The 17,893-nt window shown below is 72.8% G+C and carries 13 protein-coding genes; 7 read left to right on the top strand and 6 right to left on the bottom strand.

What is annotated here, in order from left to right; translation table 11 throughout:
- Positions 1–49 precede the first annotated feature (49 nt).
- Genes G3I71_RS14945 through G3I71_RS14935 form a run of 3 tightly spaced genes read left to right on the top strand, consistent with a single transcriptional unit; the run spans position 50 to position 3,227 of the window.
- On the top strand, positions 50–1,174 hold the full coding sequence (locus tag G3I71_RS14945; RefSeq protein WP_164314903.1) for a glycosyltransferase family 1 protein: 1,125 nt from the start codon (positions 50–52) through the stop codon (positions 1,172–1,174).
- Positions 1,171–2,373, top strand: coding sequence for a glycosyltransferase (locus G3I71_RS14940; protein WP_164314901.1), 1,203 nt, complete (start codon positions 1,171–1,173; stop codon positions 2,371–2,373). Before G3I71_RS14945 ends, G3I71_RS14940 begins: the two co-directional genes overlap by 4 nt.
- The gene (locus G3I71_RS14935) at positions 2,370–3,227 is read left to right on the top strand and encodes an SGNH/GDSL hydrolase family protein (protein WP_164314899.1); all 858 of its coding nucleotides are present in this window, start codon (positions 2,370–2,372) and stop codon (positions 3,225–3,227) included. The genes G3I71_RS14940 and G3I71_RS14935 overlap by 4 nt, the downstream gene beginning before the upstream one ends.
- Positions 3,228–3,468: 241 nt before the next feature.
- Here G3I71_RS14935 and G3I71_RS14930 read toward each other — a convergent pair whose 3' ends face one another.
- From G3I71_RS14930 to G3I71_RS14910, 5 genes are read right to left on the bottom strand one after another with little or no spacing between them, the layout of a single operon-like run.
- The gene (locus G3I71_RS14930) at positions 3,469–4,338 is read right to left on the bottom strand and encodes a biotin-dependent carboxyltransferase family protein (RefSeq protein WP_164314897.1); all 870 of its coding nucleotides are present in this window, start codon (positions 4,336–4,338) and stop codon (positions 3,469–3,471) included.
- A complete protein-coding gene (gene pxpB / locus G3I71_RS14925) occupies positions 4,335–4,952 on the bottom strand; it encodes a 5-oxoprolinase subunit PxpB (RefSeq protein ID WP_164315237.1) in 618 nt (205 codons plus the stop codon). Before pxpB ends, G3I71_RS14930 begins: the two co-directional genes overlap by 4 nt.
- A gap of 26 nt (positions 4,953–4,978) precedes the next feature.
- A complete protein-coding gene (locus G3I71_RS14920) occupies positions 4,979–5,731 on the bottom strand; it encodes a LamB/YcsF family protein (RefSeq protein WP_164314896.1) in 753 nt (250 codons plus the stop codon).
- A 25-nt stretch (positions 5,732–5,756) separates the two neighbouring features.
- Positions 5,757–6,578 carry a putative hydro-lyase gene (locus G3I71_RS14915; RefSeq protein ID WP_164314894.1) on the bottom strand — a complete coding sequence of 274 codons (822 nt, stop codon included), beginning with the start codon at positions 6,576–6,578 and terminating at the stop codon, positions 5,757–5,759.
- Entirely contained in the window at positions 6,575–7,894 is a 1,320-nt protein-coding gene (locus tag G3I71_RS14910; RefSeq protein WP_164314892.1) for an MFS transporter, read from the bottom strand. The genes G3I71_RS14915 and G3I71_RS14910 overlap by 4 nt, the downstream gene beginning before the upstream one ends.
- A gap of 166 nt (positions 7,895–8,060) precedes the next feature.
- Between G3I71_RS14910 and G3I71_RS14905 the strand changes: the two genes are divergently transcribed.
- The 4 genes from G3I71_RS14905 (at position 8,061) to G3I71_RS14890 (ending at position 16,240) form a co-directional block, all read left to right on the top strand.
- Positions 8,061–8,756 carry a GntR family transcriptional regulator gene (locus G3I71_RS14905; RefSeq protein ID WP_164314890.1) on the top strand — a complete coding sequence of 232 codons (696 nt, stop codon included), beginning with the start codon at positions 8,061–8,063 and terminating at the stop codon, positions 8,754–8,756.
- A 136-nt stretch (positions 8,757–8,892) separates the two neighbouring features.
- Positions 8,893–10,419 carry a hypothetical protein gene (locus tag G3I71_RS14900; RefSeq protein WP_164314888.1) on the top strand — a complete coding sequence of 509 codons (1,527 nt, stop codon included), beginning with the start codon at positions 8,893–8,895 and terminating at the stop codon, positions 10,417–10,419.
- A 142-nt stretch (positions 10,420–10,561) separates the two neighbouring features.
- Positions 10,562–11,449: a hypothetical protein gene (locus tag G3I71_RS14895; protein WP_164314887.1), complete on the top strand. Its 888-nt coding sequence runs from the start codon at positions 10,562–10,564 to the stop codon at positions 11,447–11,449.
- Between the two features lie 78 nt (positions 11,450–11,527).
- Positions 11,528–16,240: a hypothetical protein gene (locus G3I71_RS14890; protein WP_164314885.1), complete on the top strand. Its 4,713-nt coding sequence runs from the start codon at positions 11,528–11,530 to the stop codon at positions 16,238–16,240.
- Positions 16,241–16,326: 86 nt separating this feature from the next.
- On the opposite strand, the gene G3I71_RS14885 is transcribed toward G3I71_RS14890, so the two are convergent.
- Positions 16,327–17,877, bottom strand: a complete 1,551-nt coding sequence (locus tag G3I71_RS14885) for a GMC family oxidoreductase (RefSeq protein WP_164314883.1) — start codon at positions 17,875–17,877, stop codon at positions 16,327–16,329.
- Between the last annotated feature and the right edge of the window lie 16 nt (positions 17,878–17,893).

The following is a 17,893-nucleotide window of genomic DNA, read 5'->3' as shown; positions in this document are numbered from 1 at the left end:
GAAAGATCGACGTTGACGCGAGCACGTCCAGTACGGCGACAACACCCCTATGCGTGTAGTCATCGTGACCGAATCCTTTCCCCCCGATGTGAACGGCGTGGCCCACTGCGCGCTCCAGACCGCCCGGCACCTCGTCGATCGCGGTCACGTTCCCCTCGTCGTCGCCCCGGCCACCGCCGCCGGGAACGGGCCCGACGCCTCGTCGCCGTGCCCCGTCGTCCGTGTCCCCTCCCTGCCGCTCCCCGGCTACCCCCAGGTCCGCGTCGCCCTCCCCAGCCGACGCGTCGCCGCCGCGATCACCGAGCACCGCGCGGACATCGTCCACCTGGCCAGCCCGTTCGTCCTCGGCGTACGCGGCATGGCCGCCGCCGCCCGGCTCGGCATCCCCGCCGTGGCCGTCTACCAGACCGACCTGGCCGGATACGCCCGTACGTACGTCCACGCGGGCGAGGCGGCCGCCTGGCGGCGCATCCGCTCCGTCCACGCCGCCGCCGACCTCACCCTCGCGCCCTCCAGCGCGGCCCTGCACGATCTGGAGTCCCACGGCGTGCCCCGGGTGAAGCTGTGGCAGCGCGGAGTGGACACCGCGCGCTTCCGCCCCGAACTCCGGGACGAGGCCATCCGCCGCGAACTCGCCCCGAACGGCGAGCTGATCGTCGGCTACGTCGGCCGGCTCGCTCCCGAGAAGCAGGTCGAACTCCTCGCCGGTGTCTGTGCGCTGGACGGCGTGCGGGTCGTCGTCGTGGGCGACGGACCCAGCGAGCCGGGACTGCGCGAGCAGCTGCCGGGAGCGGTCTTCCTGGGCCGCCGTACCGGCGACGAACTCGCCCGGATCTTCGCCTCGCTGGACGTCTTCGCGCACACCGGCCCGTTCGAGACCTTCTGCCAGACCGTGCAGGAGGCCATGGCGAGCGGTGTGCCAGTCGTCGCGCCCGCCGCCGGCGGACCGCTGGACCTGGTCGCCCACGGGCGCACCGGCCTGCTGGTCCCGCCGCGCGACGCGGCCGCCGTCCGGGACGCGGTGTGGTCCCTGGCCCGTGACCCGGGCCTGCGGGCCGCCTACGGCGCCACCGCCCGGGAGGCCGTCGAGGGCCGTACCTGGGCGGCTGTCGGCGACCAGCTCGTCGGGCACTACGCCGACATCCTCAGCGCGCGGACGGCGGTGGCCGCATGAACGGCGAGACACCACGGGGCGCGAGCGGACCGCTGCGCATCGTCCGGCTGGCGAACTTCGTCGCCCCCGCCTCGGGCGGCCTGCGCACCGCGCTGCGCGAACTGGGCGCCGGCTACCGGGCCGCCGGGCACGACCCCGTCCTGATCGTCCCCGGTGAGCGGGTGAGCGACCGCGACACCGAACAAGGGCGCGTGATCACTCTGCCCGGCCCGCTGCTGCCCGGCACAGGCGGCTACCGCGTCCTCACGGACAAGCGGCGCGTCGCCGCCCTCCTGGAAGAACTCGCGCCCGACCGCCTGGAGGTGTCCGACCGGACGACCCTCAGGTGGACCGGCAGATGGGCGCGCCGGGCCCGCGTCCCCGCGGTGATGGTCTCCCACGAGACCGCCGACGGCGTCCTGCGCACCTGGGGCCTGTCGGAGAACCTCTCCCGGCGCGCCGCCGACGCCCTCAACGTCCGTACGGCACACACCTACGCGCGCGTGGTGTGCACCACGGAGTTCGCCGAGCGGGAGTTCGTGCGGATCGGGGCGCGCAATGTCGTACGGGCTCCGCTGGGCGTCGACCTGGTGCGGCGGCATCCGTCACTGCGGGACCCGGCGGTGCGGGCCGCGCACGCGCGCGGGGACGAACTGCTCCTGGTGATGTGCTCCCGGCTGTCCGTCGAGAAGCGGCCCGGTACGGCGCTGGACGCCCTGGAGGCACTCCTGCGGCGCGGACAGCGGGCGAAGCTGGTGGTGGCCGGGGACGGGCCGCTGAGGGCCCGCTTGGAGCAGCGGGCGCGGGAGCGCGGGCTGCCGGTCACCTTCCTCGGGCACGTCACCGACCGCGCACTGCTGGGCGGACTCCAGGCGTCCGCCGACGTGTGCCTGTCGCCCGGGCCCGCGGAGACGTTCGGGCTCGCCGCGCTGGAGGCGATGGCCTGCGGCACACCCGTGGTCGTCAGCGCGTCCTCCGCGCTGCCCGAGGTGATCGGGTCCGCCGGGGCCGTCGCCGCCGACGACGGAGAGGCGTTCGCGGCCGCCGTACGGCTGCTGCTGGGGCGGCCCGAGCACGAGCGCCGGGCGAACGCACGCACGCGTGCGGAGTGTTTCGGCTGGCCGGCAGCGGTCGAGGCGTTCCTCGCGGCGCACGACGCGGTGGTGCCGTCCGTCGGTGACGTTCCCGTGCGGCCCGTCGTACCGGAGGGCGTCGGATGAGACCCCTGCGGTTCGTGGCGCTCGGTGACTCGCTGACCGAGGGTGTGGGCGATCCCGTGGACGGCGCCTGGCGCGGCTGGGCCGCGCTGCTCGCCGACGGGTTCGGCGACACGCCGGTGGAGTTCACCAACCTCGCGGTCAGCGGCGCGCAGACGCGTGACGTGCGGGAACGGCAGACGCCGGCCGGGCTCGACCTGGAGCCGGACGTCGTGTCCGTGGTCATCGGGGTGAACGACACACTGCGCCGCACGTTCGACATCCACGCGGTGGCCGCCCGGCTGGACGAGGTGTACGCGGCCTTCACCGAGCGGGGCGCGCTCCTGCTCACGGCGTGTCTGCCCGACCCCGGGACGATGCTGGGGCTGCCCGGTGTCCTGGCGAACCCGCTGGCCCGGCGGCAGCGGGCGGTCAACACCGTCGTCCACGCGCTCTCCGAGCGCTACGGGGCCGTGCATCTGCACGCGGCCGAGGGGGAGTGGCTCAGCGGGCGCGAGATGTGGAGCGCGGACCGGCTGCATCCCGGCGAGCAGGGGCACCGGCAGCTCGCGGTCCGCTTCCACGCGCTGCTCGCGGACGCGGGCGTCACGGGCGGGGCGGGTCCGTCGCTCGAGCCGGAACATCCCGCGCCCACCCGATCGGAGAGTCTGCGCTGGCTGGCCACCGCGGGCACGGGTTGGGTGGCGCGGCGGTGCACGGACCTGTTGCCGCAGCTCCTCCGGCTCGCCGCTCAGGAGGTCCGGCACCGCGCGCGGGGCACCAGTGCCCGCCTCGACCTGGGGGCGTCCCACGCCGTCGTGGCGGCGCTGGCCGCCCTGACGGTGGCGGAGCACCGGGCCGAGCCGGACGTGGCGTAGGCCTGGCCGGCGGATCGGGTGGAGGACGGCTACGGCGCCGAACAGGCACGGGCGAGCGCGGATTCGGTGGGTCCGGCTGAAAGGCGGAAGGGACGCCGACATCAGCTGTGGCCACGTCGGGCGACGCGGCGGGGAGTCGGCAACCGCGTCGTCCGCCGCAGACGGGCGCCCGTCGCGGAGCAGCTGGTGGCACCGCAGCGCCGCGTCTCCGGCCTGATCCGCCGGACCGGCCCAGGGTGGCTCAGCGGCGGTGCGCGGGCACGAATCTGACCGGGGTGCCCGGCGCCGCCTGGGCGGCGGCGCGCAGGTCCGCGGTGCGGACGACGGCGATCACCGGGTAGCCGCCGGTGGTGGGATGGTCGGCGAGGAAGACCACCGGCCTGCCGTCCGGGGGCACCTGGACCGCGCCCAGGACCATGCCCTCGCTGGGGAGTTCGCCGGAGAAGGCCCGCTCCAGGGAAGGGCCCTCCGTGCGCAGCCCGATGCGGTTGCTCGCGGAGGACACCCGGTACGTGGACGTGGTGAAGGCCCGTAGCGCCGCCGGAGTGAACCAGTCGTCGCGTGGCCCGACGGTGACCCGGAGCACGAGTTCGGCCGGGGGCGCGGGCTGCGGAGCGACGTCCACGCGTGCGTGCCCGCCGATCACGTGCCCGAGGGGCAGCACCGCGCCGTCCGTGAGGGGCGGCGGGCCCAGGCCGGACAGCAGGTCGGTGGAGCGGCTGCCGAGCACCGGTTCGACGGCGACTCCGCCGGAGACGGCCACGTAACCGCGTACTCCGGTCAGGGCGGCTCCGACGTTCAGCAGCGCGCCGGCGGGCACCCGCACCGGAGCGCCCCAGGCCACCGGGCGACCGTCGACGGTGACCCGGCAGGGGGCGCCGCCGACCGCGACGGTGACCGGGCAACGGGGGCGCAGGGCGCAGCCGTTGAGGGTGGTCTCCAGAACGGCCGCCCCGGACGGGTTGCCGACCAGCCGGTTGACGAGCGCGGCTGTGGGCGAGTCCAGGGCGCCGGATCGCGGCACCCCGAGATGGGCGTACCCGGGACGCCCCAGGTCCTGCACGGTGGTCAGCGCCCCCGCCCGTACGACGGCGAGCGCACGATCCGTCATGGGCGGCCCACCGGGACGAAACGGACCCGGGTGCCCGGGGACAGCAGTGCGGCCGGCACGCGCGTGTGGTCCCACAGGACCGCGCCCGTCGTACCGATCAGCTGCCAGCCGCCCGGCGAGGAACGCGGGTACACGCCTGTGTACGGACCCGCCAGTCCCACCGCACCGGCCGGGACGGACGTCCGCGGGGTGGCCCTGCGCGGTACGTCGTAGCGCGCGGGGAGACCGGTGAGGTACCCGAAGCCGGGCGCGAAGCCGCAGAAGGCGACCCGGAACTCGGTGGCCGCGTGGATGCGTGCCACCGCTTCCTCGGACACGCCCCACAGGGCGGCGACGTCGGCGAGGTCAGGGCCGTCGTAGCGGATCGGGAGTTCGATGAACTCCTGGGTCAGGGGGAGCGCCGGGGGCACTTCGGAGGCGGTCAGTTCCGAGGCCAGCCGGGCGGGGTCGTCGAGGCCGTCGAGGAGGACCGTACGGGCGGCGGGGACGATCTCCCGTACGGACAGGGTGCCCTCCGCGCGGCGGCGCAGCAGTTCGGCGTGCAGAGCCTGGGCCTGTTCGCCGGAGGAGACCTCGACCAGCAGCGCGTCGTCGCCGACGGGCAGCGCCCTCATCCCGTGCGTCGTACCGCTCGTCGCGCTCATGCGAAGGCCTCCACGCGGATGCCCGACGCCTCCAGGCGCTCGCGGACCCGGCGGGCCAGGTCCACCGCGCCTGGTGTGTCGCCGTGTACGCACAGGGAGCGAGCGCTGATCGCTAGGAGCGTCCCGGAGAGCGACGCGACCACGCCGGTCCGGGCGAGGGTCACCGAACGCGCCACGACGGCCTCCGGGTCGGTCACCAGTGCCCCTTCCTGGCCGCGCGGCACGAGAGTGGCCTCCTCGGTGTACGCGCGGTCGGCGAACGCCTCGGGGACGGCCGGGAGGCCCGCCCCCTCGGCGAGTTCCAGCAGGCGCGAGCCCGGCAGCCCGAGCACCGGCAGTCCCTTGCCGGCCAGAAGCACGCCGGCGATCACCGCCCCCGCCTGCTCCGCGTCGTGCACGACGCGGTTGTACAGCGCGCCGTGCGGCTTGACGTACGACACGCGCGTGCCCGCCGCGCGTGCGAACACCTCCAGGGCGCCGATCTGGTAGGCCACCTCGGCCGCCAGTTCGTCGGGCGGCACGTCCATCGCGCGCCGCCCGAAGCCGGCCAGGTCGCGGTAGGAGACCTGGGCGCCGATCCGTACGCCGCGCTCGGCCGCCAGGTCGCACACCCGCCGCATGGTGACCGGGTCCCCGGCGTGGAAGCCGCAGGCCACGTTGGCGCTGGTGACGACGGACAGCAGCTGTTCGTCGTCGGTGAGCCGCCAGCGGCCGAAGCCCTCGCCGAGGTCGGCGTTGAGGTCGATCATGTTCCGGACTCCTGTCACGCTCCGGTCAGGCGACGCGGTACTGCTCGTCGCGGGTGTCGGTGAGGAACATCTGGCCCGGCGCGTGTGTGATGGCGAAGGGCGGGCGGGACGCCATCACCGCGGCCTGCGGGGTCACCCCGCAGGCCCAGAACACCGGGATGTCGTCCGGCGCGAGGTCCACCGGTTCGCCGAAGTCCGGCCGGCCGAGGTCGTCGATGCCGAGCCCCGACGGATCGCCGCAGTGTACGGGGCTGCCGTGCACCGCCGGGAGCAGGCTGCTCTCCCGGATGGCGGCTGCCAGATGCTGCGGCGGCACCGGACGCATGGACACCACCATGGGGCCGTGCAGCCGCCCGGCGGGACGGCACTGACGGTCGGTCACGTACATCGGGACGTTGCGCCCCTGTTCGATGTGCCTGATCGGGACGCCCGCTTCGGCGAGCGCCCACTCGAAGGTGAAGCTGCACCCGATGAGGAACGTCACGAGATCGGCGCGCCAGTGGGCGAGCACGTCCGTGGGTTCCTCCGTCAGTTCGCCGTCCCGCCAGACCCGGTAGCGCGGCAGGTCGGTGCGCAGGTCCGCGCCCTCGGCGAGGACGGTGGTCCAGGAACCGGCGTCCGTGACGTCGAGTACCGGGCAGGGTTTCTGGTTGCGCTGACAGAACAGCAGCATGTCGTACGCCCAGTCGGCGGGCACCGAGATCAGGTTGACCTGGGTGTGGCCGGCGGCGACGCCCGCCGTGGGGCCCGTCAGGCCCGCGCGGAACCGGGCTCGCGCGGATTTCGGGCTCCACGCGTGCGCGTGCTCGTCGAGGAGGGACAGGGGGCGGTCGTCCGTACGGTTCACTGGAGTTCCTTTCCGCGGGTCTCCGGCAGGCCGAGCAGTGCCAGGGCGGCGATGCCGTATCCGATCGCGCCGAAGACCAGCGCGCCGCCCACGCCCCAACTGTCGGCCAGGAAACCGACCGTGGTGGGGAAGACGGCGCCGACGGCGCGGCCGGTGTTGTAGGTGAAGCCCTGTCCCGTGCCGCGTACGGCGGTCGGGTACAGCTCGCTCAGATAGGAGCCGAAGCCGCTGAAGATCGCCGACATACAGAACCCGAGCGGGAAACCGAGCACCAGGAGAAGGGTGTTGGCGCCGTCGGGGATGTTCGCGTAGGCGAGGATGCACAGCGCCGAGAGGACCGCGAACAGCCAGATGTTGCGCTTGCGGCCGATCCGGTCGGTGAGGTATCCGCCGGTCAGATAGCCGATGAAGGCTCCGGAGATCAGGAAGGCGAGATACGAACCGGTGCCGACGACCGACAGTCCGCGCTCCGTCTTCAGGTAGGTGGGCACCCAAGTGGCGAGGGTGTAGTAGCCGCCCTGTACACCGGTGGACAGCAGGCCCGCGAAGACCGTGATGCGCAGCAGTCCGGGTGCCTCGGGTGTGCCGGGCTTGAAGATCGCGGCGAACGAGCCCTTCTGGGGGTTCTTCTCGCGCTCGGCGACCGCCCGGGGCGCGTCCTGCACCGAGCGTCGCACCCAGATGACCAGCAGCGCGGGCAGAGCGCCGGTCCAGAACATCACGCGCCAGGCCAGGTCGTCGTCGAGGAACGAGAAGACCACGGTGTAGACGACCACGGCCAGGCCCCAGCCCACGGCCCAGGAACTCTGGATCGCGCCGAGCGTACGGCCGCGGTGCTTCGGGCTCGCGTACTCGGCCACCAGGATCGCGCCGACGGCCCATTCGCCGCCGAAACCGAGGCCCTGGAGGGCGCGGAACACCAGCAGCGTCTCGTAGTTGGGTGCGAAGCCGCAGGCGACGGTGAAGACCGCGTACGTGATCACCGTGATCATCAGTGCCTTGACCCGGCCGATCCGGTCCGCGAGTACCCCCGCGCCGGCGCCGCCCACCGCGGAGACGACCAGGGTGACGGTGGTGAACAGCCCGGTCTGGCCGCTGTCCAGACCGAAGTACGCGGACAGCGCCACCATGGTCAGGGGCAGTGTGAAGTAGTCGTACGAGTCCAGGGCGTAGCCGCCGAACGCGCCGCCGAAGGCACGGCGACCGCGCGGGCCCAGTGCCCGCAGCCAGGCGAACGCGCCGTCGTCGACAGCGGGTTCACCCGCTCCGGGGCGGGATTCGGCGGCCAGGGCCTGCGGTGGAGGGGTCGTGCTCATGTGCACCTCGCAGATGAGGGACGGAGAGTGCTTGAGGAATGAGCGGTGCGGGAGCGGTCGGCACCGCGTGGATCCCGCGGTGTCTGTTCAGCAAGGTAGAGGATCGTTGAACGATCCTTCAATACCCGTGTTGTTTCGTTCTTGTATCTACGATTGAATTCCGGGCATGGCAGAGCAGCTGACGGGACTGGCCGACGACCGTGCGCTCCTCGGGCGCACCAGTACGGCCGAGCGGGTGTCGGACATCCTCAGAAGCCGTATCGCCGACGGGTACTTCCCGCCCGGGACCCGGCTCTCCGAGGACAGCATCGGCGGGGCCCTCGGTGTCTCGCGCAACACGCTGCGCGAGGCGTTCCGGCTGCTCACGCACGAACGCCTGCTGATCCACGAGCTCAACAGGGGCGTCTTCGTGCGGGTCCTCACCGTCGAGGACGTCGAGGACATCTACCGCACCCGCGCCCTCGTCGAGTGCGCCGTGGTCCGCGGCCTCGGTGAGCCGCCGTACGCCCTGGAGAACCTCGCCGCGGCCGTCGAGGAGGGGCAGCGGGCGGCGCGCGACGGTGACTGGAAAAAGCTGGGTACGGCCAACATCCACTTCCACGGCGAACTCGTCGCGCTGGCCGGCAGCGCCCGCACCGACGAGCTGATGCGCAGCGTCTTCGCCGAACTTCGCCTCGCCTTCCACGTCGTGGACGACCCGCGGCGCCTGCACGAGCCCTATCTCGCGCGCAACCAGCAGATACTGCAGGCCCTCCAGACAGGCGACCGGGAGCGGGCCGGGGGCCTGCTTTCGGTCTATCTCGACGACTCGCTCAAACGGGTTGTCGAGGTCTACCGGCGGCGGGTGGGCGAGGACGGGTAGCGGGTACGGGTAAGCCGGTACGGGGGTCGGGACCTGCGGTCTTCCGCAGGGCGTGAACGGCACGGTGGCGGGGTGGCAGCGGGTCGCTTCTGAGTCGTTTGGGCCGTTGTCAGACCGAGGACCTAGTCTGTGCACCGTGACTTCGCCTGCATCGACGGACAGCGTTCCGCCCCAGCTCAGCGCGGGGCCGCGCCCCGCTCCGGGCCCGGCCGCCGACGAGGGACTGGCACGTCGCCTGCGCGCGCTCGCCTGCACCGCCCCGCTCCACGACCTGGACGCGCGCAAGGCCAATCTCGCCGGCGAGTACTCGGTGTACGGCATGGCGGAGGTGGCCCTCTCGGCCATCGACCTGGTCACCCTGAACATGGACTTCGACACCGGCGCCGACCACGACCAGATCGTCGCCCGCCTCATCCCGCGCATCGCCGCCCAGGCCCCGCAACGGCCCGTCACCGAGCACGAGCGCGTCGCCCGCTGGGTCCTCGAGAACCTGATCAACGTCGGCAGCGTCGACCGCGGCTTCCGGGCCGTATACGGCACGTTCGCACCGGACGGTACGTATGTACGCCGTGACTACGACTTCAAACTGATCGAAGAGGTCCCGGGGTACGGCGGAAGCGTCTACCTCCGTACGACGGACGAAGCGGTCAACGTGCTCGTCGGCGCCCTCGACACCGACGTCACCAGCGCCCAGATCGCCGCCGAGGTCAAGCTGGAGGTGCTGATCAGCCGGGGCCGGCTGGCCGACGCCCAGCTCGCCGCGGAGCAGGCCCGCTACCGGACCGTGCAGTACTCGGAGATCCTGCGCCGGGCGCTGGACGCGACCCGGCGGAACGTGCGCGCGGTGGACTGGCTCCAGACCGTCCCCGACATGATCGCCGAGGCGCTCGACCATGTCGCCGACCGGTACCGCCATGAGAACGCGATCCTGACCAACATCCGCAAGGCCCGTGACGAGTCCGAGGACCCGGAGCAGAAACGGCGCGCCGCCGAACTCGTCGACATCGTGAAGGACTGCATCCGGCGGCACACGCTGCTCCAGTCCCGGCTGCTGGAGGCGGGCCCGCTGTTCCGCGCGGAACAGGACCGGCAGGCTTTCGCGACCCCGATGACGTCGTCCGGGATCGATCTGTACGGGCATCTGGTCGCCCCTGTGCTGCCGTTGCCCCTGGAGGCGGCGGTGCGGGTCACCGACGCGTTCTTCGCGCGCGGGACGGGGCTTCGTACGCCGGTGTCGGTCCGGGTCGGCGACCTCGTGGACATACTGCTGACCCCACCGGTGGAGCGGGAACATCTCGGGGCGGAGATGCCGGAGCCGGATCTCATCGCCACACCGGACGACAGCCGGTTCAGCGAGGAGCAACTGGCGTCGGCGATGGAGCTGCTGGACCTGCCCGCGGATGCGCCTCGGCGGTTGTCGGGGCTGTTGGCCGAGGCGCGTCTCCGGGATGCGGAACTTCCGTATCTGGTGGCCCTGTTGGCCGTGCACGCGGCCAGTCCGCCGGTCGGTACGGCTTATCGGCAGGGCGAGGAGAAGTTGCTGTTCGCCGTGGATGACGGGACGGAGCTGGACGATCCGGAGTTCGGGGGCGCCGATCTGATCGTGGGGATGGCGTTGCTGGATGCGGTCGGGATGGCTGCGGGCCGGTTGGAGGCGGCGTGATGTTCCGCGGGTTGTTCTTCGGCTTGCGGCCAGTGGGGGCCTGTCGCGCCCACGCGGCTGAGCCGCACATGTCACAGCCCCGTGCCCCCATAGGGGTGCCTGTCCGCCCGTCCGATGATCAGAACCCCAAGGAGTCTCGGCCGTGAACGAGCACGTCGACCGGAGTGAGCCGGAGGTTGTTGTCGCGCCGGCTGCTGCCGGTGCCGTCATCACTCCTGGCGATGCCGCCGATGCGGCGCGGCTGGTTGCCTTCGGGCTTCAGGCCAAGCTTCAGGCCGCGCGGGACCAGGAGTACGCCGAGTTGTTGCGGCGGTACCGCGAGGACTCGGCGTTCGCACGGCTCGCCGATGCCGTGGCCGCCGGGCTGGGGTTGGTCGTGCTGGAGGTGTCCCCGCGCGCGGGGATGGCGGTCACCGCCGCCGAGGACTCCGTCTTCGCCGTGCGGATGGGGGACTACGCACGGCGTACGTCCGCCGACGGCTCGGACCGTTTCCTGCACGGGCTCGCCCATCTCGCCGTGGCCGCCATGGCGTTTCCGCGCCCCGAGGATCTCGCCGACGACGGCTACATCGGGCGCGTCACCGTCAACGGGGTCGAGGCCTTCGTGCGGCAGGCCTGTCGGCGACTGGAGGAACGGGCCGAGGCACAGGGCGAGAACACCGACCCGGTCAGCGACGCTCCGGGACTCGAGGCCGCCTGGCGGATCTGGATAAGGCGCAGCGCCACGGGGGCCACCAAGGACGCGCGGAGACCGGCCGGTTCGACGACCGGCATCGTCGGCAAGGCCGTCGTCTTCCTCACCGACTCCGGCTTCCTCCAGCGCACGGGTGACGACAACGGCGGCACGTATCGGACGACAGCCCGCTACCAGCTCCAGGTCCGGGACATGGCCGGCAACGCCGCCATGGCCGAGCTGCTGGAGCTGGGCGTCGTGCCGGTCACCGACGGGACACCGACGCTGCTGCCCGCCGAGGACACCGAGGACCTGGACCTGGTGGCCGACGCCGGACTGCCCTTCCACCACTCCTGACCGCCGCCCCGACTCCCTCCACACCCAACCCGACTGCTCCCTCACCCGACTACTTCCTTACGACTACGAGAGTCCGCCATGTACGAGCTGTCCCGGGTCCGCCTCTACTCCATCGGTCCTGCCGGTGCGCGCTACGCCGACACCGTGCTTGACCTGCGGGGTGTCGGCGAGCCGGTGCCCGACCCCGCGCCCACCCAGGCGGAGTTCTTCGAGGACGAGCCCGTCGGACCGCCGCGCCGGCCCGCCCCCGCGGGCGTGCTCTTCCTGGAGAACGGCGGCGGCAAGTCCGTACTCCTCAAGCTGATCTTCTCCGTGATGCTGCCCGGGCACCGCAACACGCTCGGTGGCGCCAGTTCCGGTGTGCTGCGGAAGTTCCTGCTCGCCGACGACTGCGGGCACGTGATCCTGGAGTGGCAGCACACGCTCACCGGCGAACTGGTCGTGGTCGGCAAGGCGAGCGAGTGGCGGGGGCGGCAGGTCTCCAACGATCCGCGGAAGTTCGCCGAGGCCTGGTACTCCTTCCGGCCCGGCCCGGGGCTGAGCCTCGACAACCTTCCCGTCGCCGAGTCCACCGCCGTACGGCCACCGGTGGAGGGTGCCTCCGGTGCTCAGGGACGTCGCCGGACCATGAAGGGCTTCCGGGACGCGATCACCGAGGCGGGCAAGGCGTACCCGCATCTCGAAGTGCACTGGGAGGAGATCCACGACCGCTGGATCGAGCATCTGGGGGAGCTGGGGCTCGACCCCGAACTCTTCCGCTACCAGCGGGAGATGAACGCCGACGAGGGTGAGGCCGCCGGCCTCTTCGCGGTCAAGAAGGACTCCGACTTCACCGACCTGCTGCTGCGCGCGGTCACCGACACCCGGGACACGGACGGGCTCGCCGACCTGGTCGGCGGCTTCGGCAACAAGCTGGGCCGACGGTCCGAACTGATCGCCGAACGGGACTTCACCGCCGGGTCCGTGGACCTGCTCGGCCGGATCGTCGAGGCCGCGCAGACGCGTTCCCGCGCGCGGGACGTCCACGCGGGTGCGGAGCGGCGTACGCGCACCCTCGCCCGGCGGCTGTCCGCACGGGGCGTGCAGGAACGCGTCCGGGCCGGCGATCTCGCCCAGCGGGTCACCGCCGCGGCGTATGCCGTCACCCATTCCGAGGGCGGGCGGGAGCGCAGCGCGCTGATCGCCGCCGAACTCGCCTTCCGGCACGCTTCGCTGGCACTCGCGGCGGCTGAGAAGACGGCAGCCGCGCAGAAGCGCGAACTCGCCGACGCGCGCACCATGCACTCCGCCTGGCAGGCCGCCGAGGTCGTCCTGCGGCACCGCGCCGCAGCCGACCGCTCCGCGCGCGTGGCTGTCGCGATCCGCGAGGCCGAACGGGACGCCGCCCCTGCGCTCGCCGCCCGCGCCAAGGCCGCTGTCGACCTCGTACGGGCGCTGCACTCGGCGGCGGAAGGCGCGGAGGCGCTCGCCAACGAGGAGGAGGAGCGGTCCGTCGCCCTTCAGGAGGTCAGCGAGGTCGCCCACCGCGACTCGACGGGCGCGGCCACCGAGGCGCAGCGCGCCCGCAGCGAGGTCGGGCATCTGCGGCAGCGGCTCAGCGAGGTCGAGCAGGAGACCGCCGAGGCGGTGCGCGCGGGCTGGCTCGACGACAGCGCTCCCGACGCGGATCCGGCACGGGCCGCGCTTGCCGCGAGCGACGCCGAGAAGACGGCCGTCGCGGCCTGGGACACCACCCGTGAGGCCTCCCGGCGGGCTTCCGAACACGCGCGTGAGGCGGCGTCCGCCGAGTCCCGAGCGGAGCTGACGGCGGCCCGCGCGGCGGATGCCGCCACGGCGGCCGAGCGCGCGTACGACGCCGAGCGGAGCACCGCCGAGGCCCTGGCGGAAGAGGAACGGCTCGCCGAACTGCTGAACCTGCCGTCCGCCGGCGGTGCGCGACAGCGGGGCCGGGCCGCGCTGCCGCGCCAGCACGGCGCGAGCGAGGGCGAGGCCGGCGGCGCCGGGGGTACGGCCGCGGACGGCGGGAAGGGCGCCCCCCGCGCCGTCGACGAAGGTCCCCTGACCTCCGAGGAGCTGGACCGCTTCGCCGACGAACTCCGTGAGCTGCTCGTCGACGGTGTCACCTCCGCCGAGCGCCAGCTCTTCGAGCTGCGCACCGGTGCCGCCGACGACGCCCGCATCCTCGGCGCGCTCGGCGACGGCGGACTGCTGCCGCCCGGCCCCGACGTGCTGGCCACCGTCGAGTTCCTCGGCGAGCACGGCATCCCCGCGCTGCCCGGCTGGCGCTATCTCGCCCAGGCCGTCGACCCCGCCGACCACGCGCGCGTGCTGGCCGCCCGCCCCGAACTCGTCGACGGCGTCATCATCACCGACCCCGGCACGCACGCGCGTGCCCGCGAGACCCTCGCCGACGCGGCCCTGCTGCCCCGGTCGGCCGTGGCGGTCGGCACGGCAGCCGCCCTGCTCGCCCCCACCCCGGCCCCCGGACCGGGCGACGGCGACGTGTTCCTCGTACCGCCGAACCCGGCCATGCACGACGAGCACGCCGCCGACGAGGAACGGCAGGCGCTGCGGGCCCGGGCGGGTGAGCGGGAGGAGGAGATCCGCACGCTCGCGGCGCGGCTCGGGAAGGACCGCGAGCTGGCCGCGCGGCTCACCTCCTGGCGTACGGGCTGTCCGGCCGGGCGGCTCGTCGAGCTGGCCCGGGTCGCGCACGACGCGCGTGCCTTCGCCGAGGAGGCCGAAGCCGAGCTGGCCGAGGCGCGGACCGTACGGGCCGAGGCCGACGAGGTGATGAGCGAGGCGTCCCGGGTGCGGGACGAGCGGCAGGAGGCCGCCCAGCGCGCCCGGCGCGCCGCCGACGCGCTCGCCGGACTGGCGTTCCGGCTGCGTGAACGCGCCGGGTGGCAGGTCAAGGTGCGTGAACTGGCCGACGAGGCAGTCGAGTCGGAGGCCCGTGCCCAGGTCCTGCTGGAGCGTGCCCGGTCCGCCGACGAGGACCGGCGCGCCACCCAGCGCGCCGCCGACGACGCACGCCGCACGGCCCGAGCCCTGCGCGCAGAGCGCGCGGAGATCGCGGGCGCCCCCGATGACCTGCCGGAACCTGACGAGGACGCCGCGAAGTCGTCGCTGCCCGCCCTCCGCGAGGCCTACCGTGCCGCATCCCAGCTCTACGAGAAGGTCGGCGTCGGAGCCGACCTGCGGGCGGAGCAGGCGCGCTCCGAGAGCGAGGAGAGCGCCAGTCGCGCGGACCTGGACCGGCTGAGCAACAAGGTGCGTACGCGCGCCGAGCAGTTGCTGCAGGTGCCCGAGGGAGCGGACGGACCGTCCAGGCAGGCCGCATCCGCCCGGGCCGAGGAACTGGTGCAGGTCCTGGAGACCCGGGTGTCCACGGCCAGCGAGCAGCTCGGGCGACTGCGCGGCGAGGCCGAGCGGCACGCGCCCGAGGACGGCGAGACGCACACCGAGCTGGCCGAGGAACTCGTCCCGCGCGACGCCGAGCACGCCCAGGTACTGCTGCGCACCGCCACCGCCGAACTCGCCTCCCGCAGCGAGGCGTTGACCCAGGCCAGGGAGGCGCACGCCGAACTGCTCGGCTCCCACCGGGCGGCCGAGGGCGCTGCCTCCGGGTTCGACGAGATCGCCGCCATGCTCCGCGACCTGATGCGCGAACACGCCACCGACGACGAGCAGGAAGCCCCGGAGCCCTACCCCGGCAGCCCGGAGGAAGCACGGCAGTCGGCCGCCGAGGCCCGCCGCTCCCTGCGCGGCTGCGCCACCGACCTGTCCGCGGCCGAGGGCGCTGTGCGCGAGGCGAGCGACATCCTCGTTCGGCATGCCAACTCCACGCGGTACGAGGCGGTGCGGACTCCCGCCCGCCAGCAGATCCGTGAACTGCCCGCGTCCGCGCTGCCCGAGCACGCGCAGAAGTGGGCCGACGCCTTCGCACCCCGACTCCGGGTCCTGACAGACGAGTTGGCGCAGTTGGAGCGGAACCGGGACTCGATCGTGGACCGGTTGCGCGGGCTGGTGGAGTCGGCGCTGGCCACCCTGCGGTCCGCGCAGCGGCTGTCCCGGCTGCCCGAAGGGCTCGGTGAGTGGTCGGGGCAGGAGTTCGTGCGGATCCGGTTCGAGGAGCCCGACCAGGCGACGCTCACCGAGCGGCTCGGCGAGGTCATCGACGAGGCCACCCGGTCGGCCGTGAAGAAGAACTCCGACCTGCGCCGGGACGGAATGTCCCTGCTCCTGAGGGGAGTCGGCGCCGCACTCGAGCCCAAGGGCATCGCCGTCGAGATCCTCAAGCCCGACGCCGTACTGCGCGCCGAGCGCGTACCCGTCGGACAGATGGGCGACGTCTTCTCGGGCGGTCAGCTGCTCACCGCGGCCATCGCCCTGTACTGCACGATGGCCGCGCTGCGCAGCAACGACCGGGGCCGCGACAAGCACCGGCACGCCGGCACGCTGTTCCTCGACAACCCCATCGGGCGCGCCAACGCGACGTACCTGCTGGAACTCCAGCGAGCCGTGTCCGACGCGCTCGGCGTCCAACTCCTCTACACCACCGGCCTGTTCGACACGACCGCGCTCGCCGAGTTCCCCCTCGTCATCCGCCTCCGCAACGACGCCGACCTCCGGGCGGGCCTGAAGTACATCCGCGTGGAGGAACACCTCCGCCCGGGACTGCCCCAGCAGGCCCCGGACGGGGAGGGAGACGCGGTGCACAGCGAGATCACGGCAACACGAATGTTCAAACGCCCGGCACAGGCAACTCCCTCAGGGGCAACCCCCTAGGGGCGCGGGGCTGTGACATTTGCGGCTCCGCCGCGCGGGCGCGACAAGCCACGACGGCGCCGCAGTTCCCCACCACCCGCACCCCTCTACGCATCCTCCTTCAAAAGGTCCGCACACTTCTCCCCGATCATCATCGTCGTGATGCACGGATTCACCGACACCAGATCCGGCATCACCGACCCGTCGGCAACCCGCAACCCCGAGACCCCTTTGACGCGCAGCCGCGCGTCCAGCGGCGCCGACGCGTCGTCGTCCGCACCCATCTTCACCGTGCAGGCCGGGTGGTAGACGGTGTTGTGGGTCTTGTGGATGTAGTCCAGCAGCTCGTCGTCCGTCCGGACGTCCGGCCCGGGGGCCAGTTCCGCCCCCGCCCAGCCGCTCAGCGCGGGCTGGGCGGCGATCCGACGCGCCAGCTTCAGCCCGTACGTCATCACGCGCGCGTCGTGCTCGTGCGTGAAGTACCGCGGATCGACCATCGGCTTGTCCCGGTAGTCGCGGGTGCGCAGCCGCACCGTGCCGCGCGACTTCGCCCGGGTCACGTTCGGAGTGAGGCAGAACGCGTTCTCCGAGGTCGGATAGCCCCAACGCGCCGTGTTCATGTCGAACGGCACCGAGCCGTAGTGGAACATCAGGTCGGGCCGGTCCAGGCCGGGTTCGGTGTCGTAGAAGATGCCCGCCTCCCACCACTGACTGGATGTCGTGGTCATCGGCTGCTTGGCGTCCCACATGATGACGCCCTCGGGGTGGTCCTGCAGGTTCTCACCGACGCCCACCGCGTCCACGACCACCTCGACGCCGGCCTCGCGCAACTGCTCCGCCGGTCCGATACCGGACAGCATCAGGAGTTTCGGGGTGTCGATCGCGCCGCACGACACGATGACCTCGCGGCGCGCCCGTACGGTCCTCGTGTGGATGAGATCCGGGTCGAGGTACTCGGCGCCCACGCACCGGCGCCCCTCCAGCACGAGCTGCTTCGCCCGCACCCCCGTCCGTACCTCCAGGTTCGGCCGCCTGCCCATGACCGGGTGGAGATAGGCGACCGAGGACGACTGACGGATGTTGTTCTCGTCGGAGTTGATCTGGAACCAGTTGGCCCCGCGGATCACGGTCTCACCGGTGTTGAAGGGCGTGGTCGGGATGCCCGCCTGCGCGCACGCCTCCAGGAGGGCGCCGCCGCACGGGTCCTCGCTCTTCAGCGTACGGAGCTTCACCGGGCCGGTGCGGCCGTGGTGGTCGCCAGGGGCGTCGTTGGTCTCCAGGCGCCGGTAGAGCGGGAAGAGGTCGGCCGCGCTCCAGCCCGTACAGCCTGCCGCCGCCCAGTCGTCGAGATCCTCGGCCGGGGCCCAGAAGGCGATGCAGGAGTTGTGGGACGAGCAGCCGCCGAGCACCTTCGCGCGGGCGTGCCGCATGAAGCTGTTGCCCCTGGACTGCGGTTCGACCGGGTAGTCCCAGTCGTAGCCGGACTCCAGCAGTCCCATCCAGCGCTCGAGTCTGAGGACGTTGTCGTCGCCGACGTCGCTCGGGCCCGCTTCGAGTACGCACACGGTGACGGACGGGTCCTCCGAGAGGCGTGCGGCCACCACGTTGCCGGCGGTGCCACCGCCGACCACCACGTAGTCGAACTCGTCGGTGCTCATGAGTGATCGGTCCATG

The sequence above is a fragment of the Streptomyces sp. SID12501 genome, from assembly GCF_010550245.1.
GTDB lineage: Bacteria > Actinomycetota > Actinomycetes > Streptomycetales > Streptomycetaceae > Streptomyces.
The sequence above is the reverse complement of the archived record's forward strand: the minus strand, read 5'-3'. Positions and strand labels throughout refer to the sequence as shown.

Bases quoted from the DNA above. Each gene is read 5' to 3' on its own strand.
- G3I71_RS14945 (WP_164314903.1), top strand. From the start codon at position 50: ATGCGTGTAGTCATCGTGACCGAATCCTTTCCCCCCGATGTGAACGGC.
- G3I71_RS14940 (WP_164314901.1), top strand. From the start codon at position 1,171: ATGAACGGCGAGACACCACGGGGCGCGAGCGGACCGCTGCGCATCGTC.
- G3I71_RS14935 (WP_164314899.1), top strand. From the start codon at position 2,370: ATGAGACCCCTGCGGTTCGTGGCGCTCGGTGACTCGCTGACCGAGGGT.
- G3I71_RS14930 (WP_164314897.1), bottom strand. From the start codon at position 4,338: ATGACGGATCGTGCGCTCGCCGTCGTACGGGCGGGGGCGCTGACCACC.
- pxpB (WP_164315237.1), bottom strand. From the start codon at position 4,952: ATGAGGGCGCTGCCCGTCGGCGACGACGCGCTGCTGGTCGAGGTCTCC.
- G3I71_RS14920 (WP_164314896.1), bottom strand. From the start codon at position 5,731: ATGATCGACCTCAACGCCGACCTCGGCGAGGGCTTCGGCCGCTGGCGG.
- G3I71_RS14910 (WP_164314892.1), bottom strand. From the start codon at position 7,894: ATGAGCACGACCCCTCCACCGCAGGCCCTGGCCGCCGAATCCCGCCCC.
- G3I71_RS14905 (WP_164314890.1), top strand. From the start codon at position 8,061: ATGGCAGAGCAGCTGACGGGACTGGCCGACGACCGTGCGCTCCTCGGG.
- G3I71_RS14890 (WP_164314885.1), top strand. From the start codon at position 11,528: ATGTACGAGCTGTCCCGGGTCCGCCTCTACTCCATCGGTCCTGCCGGT.
- G3I71_RS14885 (WP_164314883.1), bottom strand. From the start codon at position 17,877: ATGAGCACCGACGAGTTCGACTACGTGGTGGTCGGCGGTGGCACCGCC.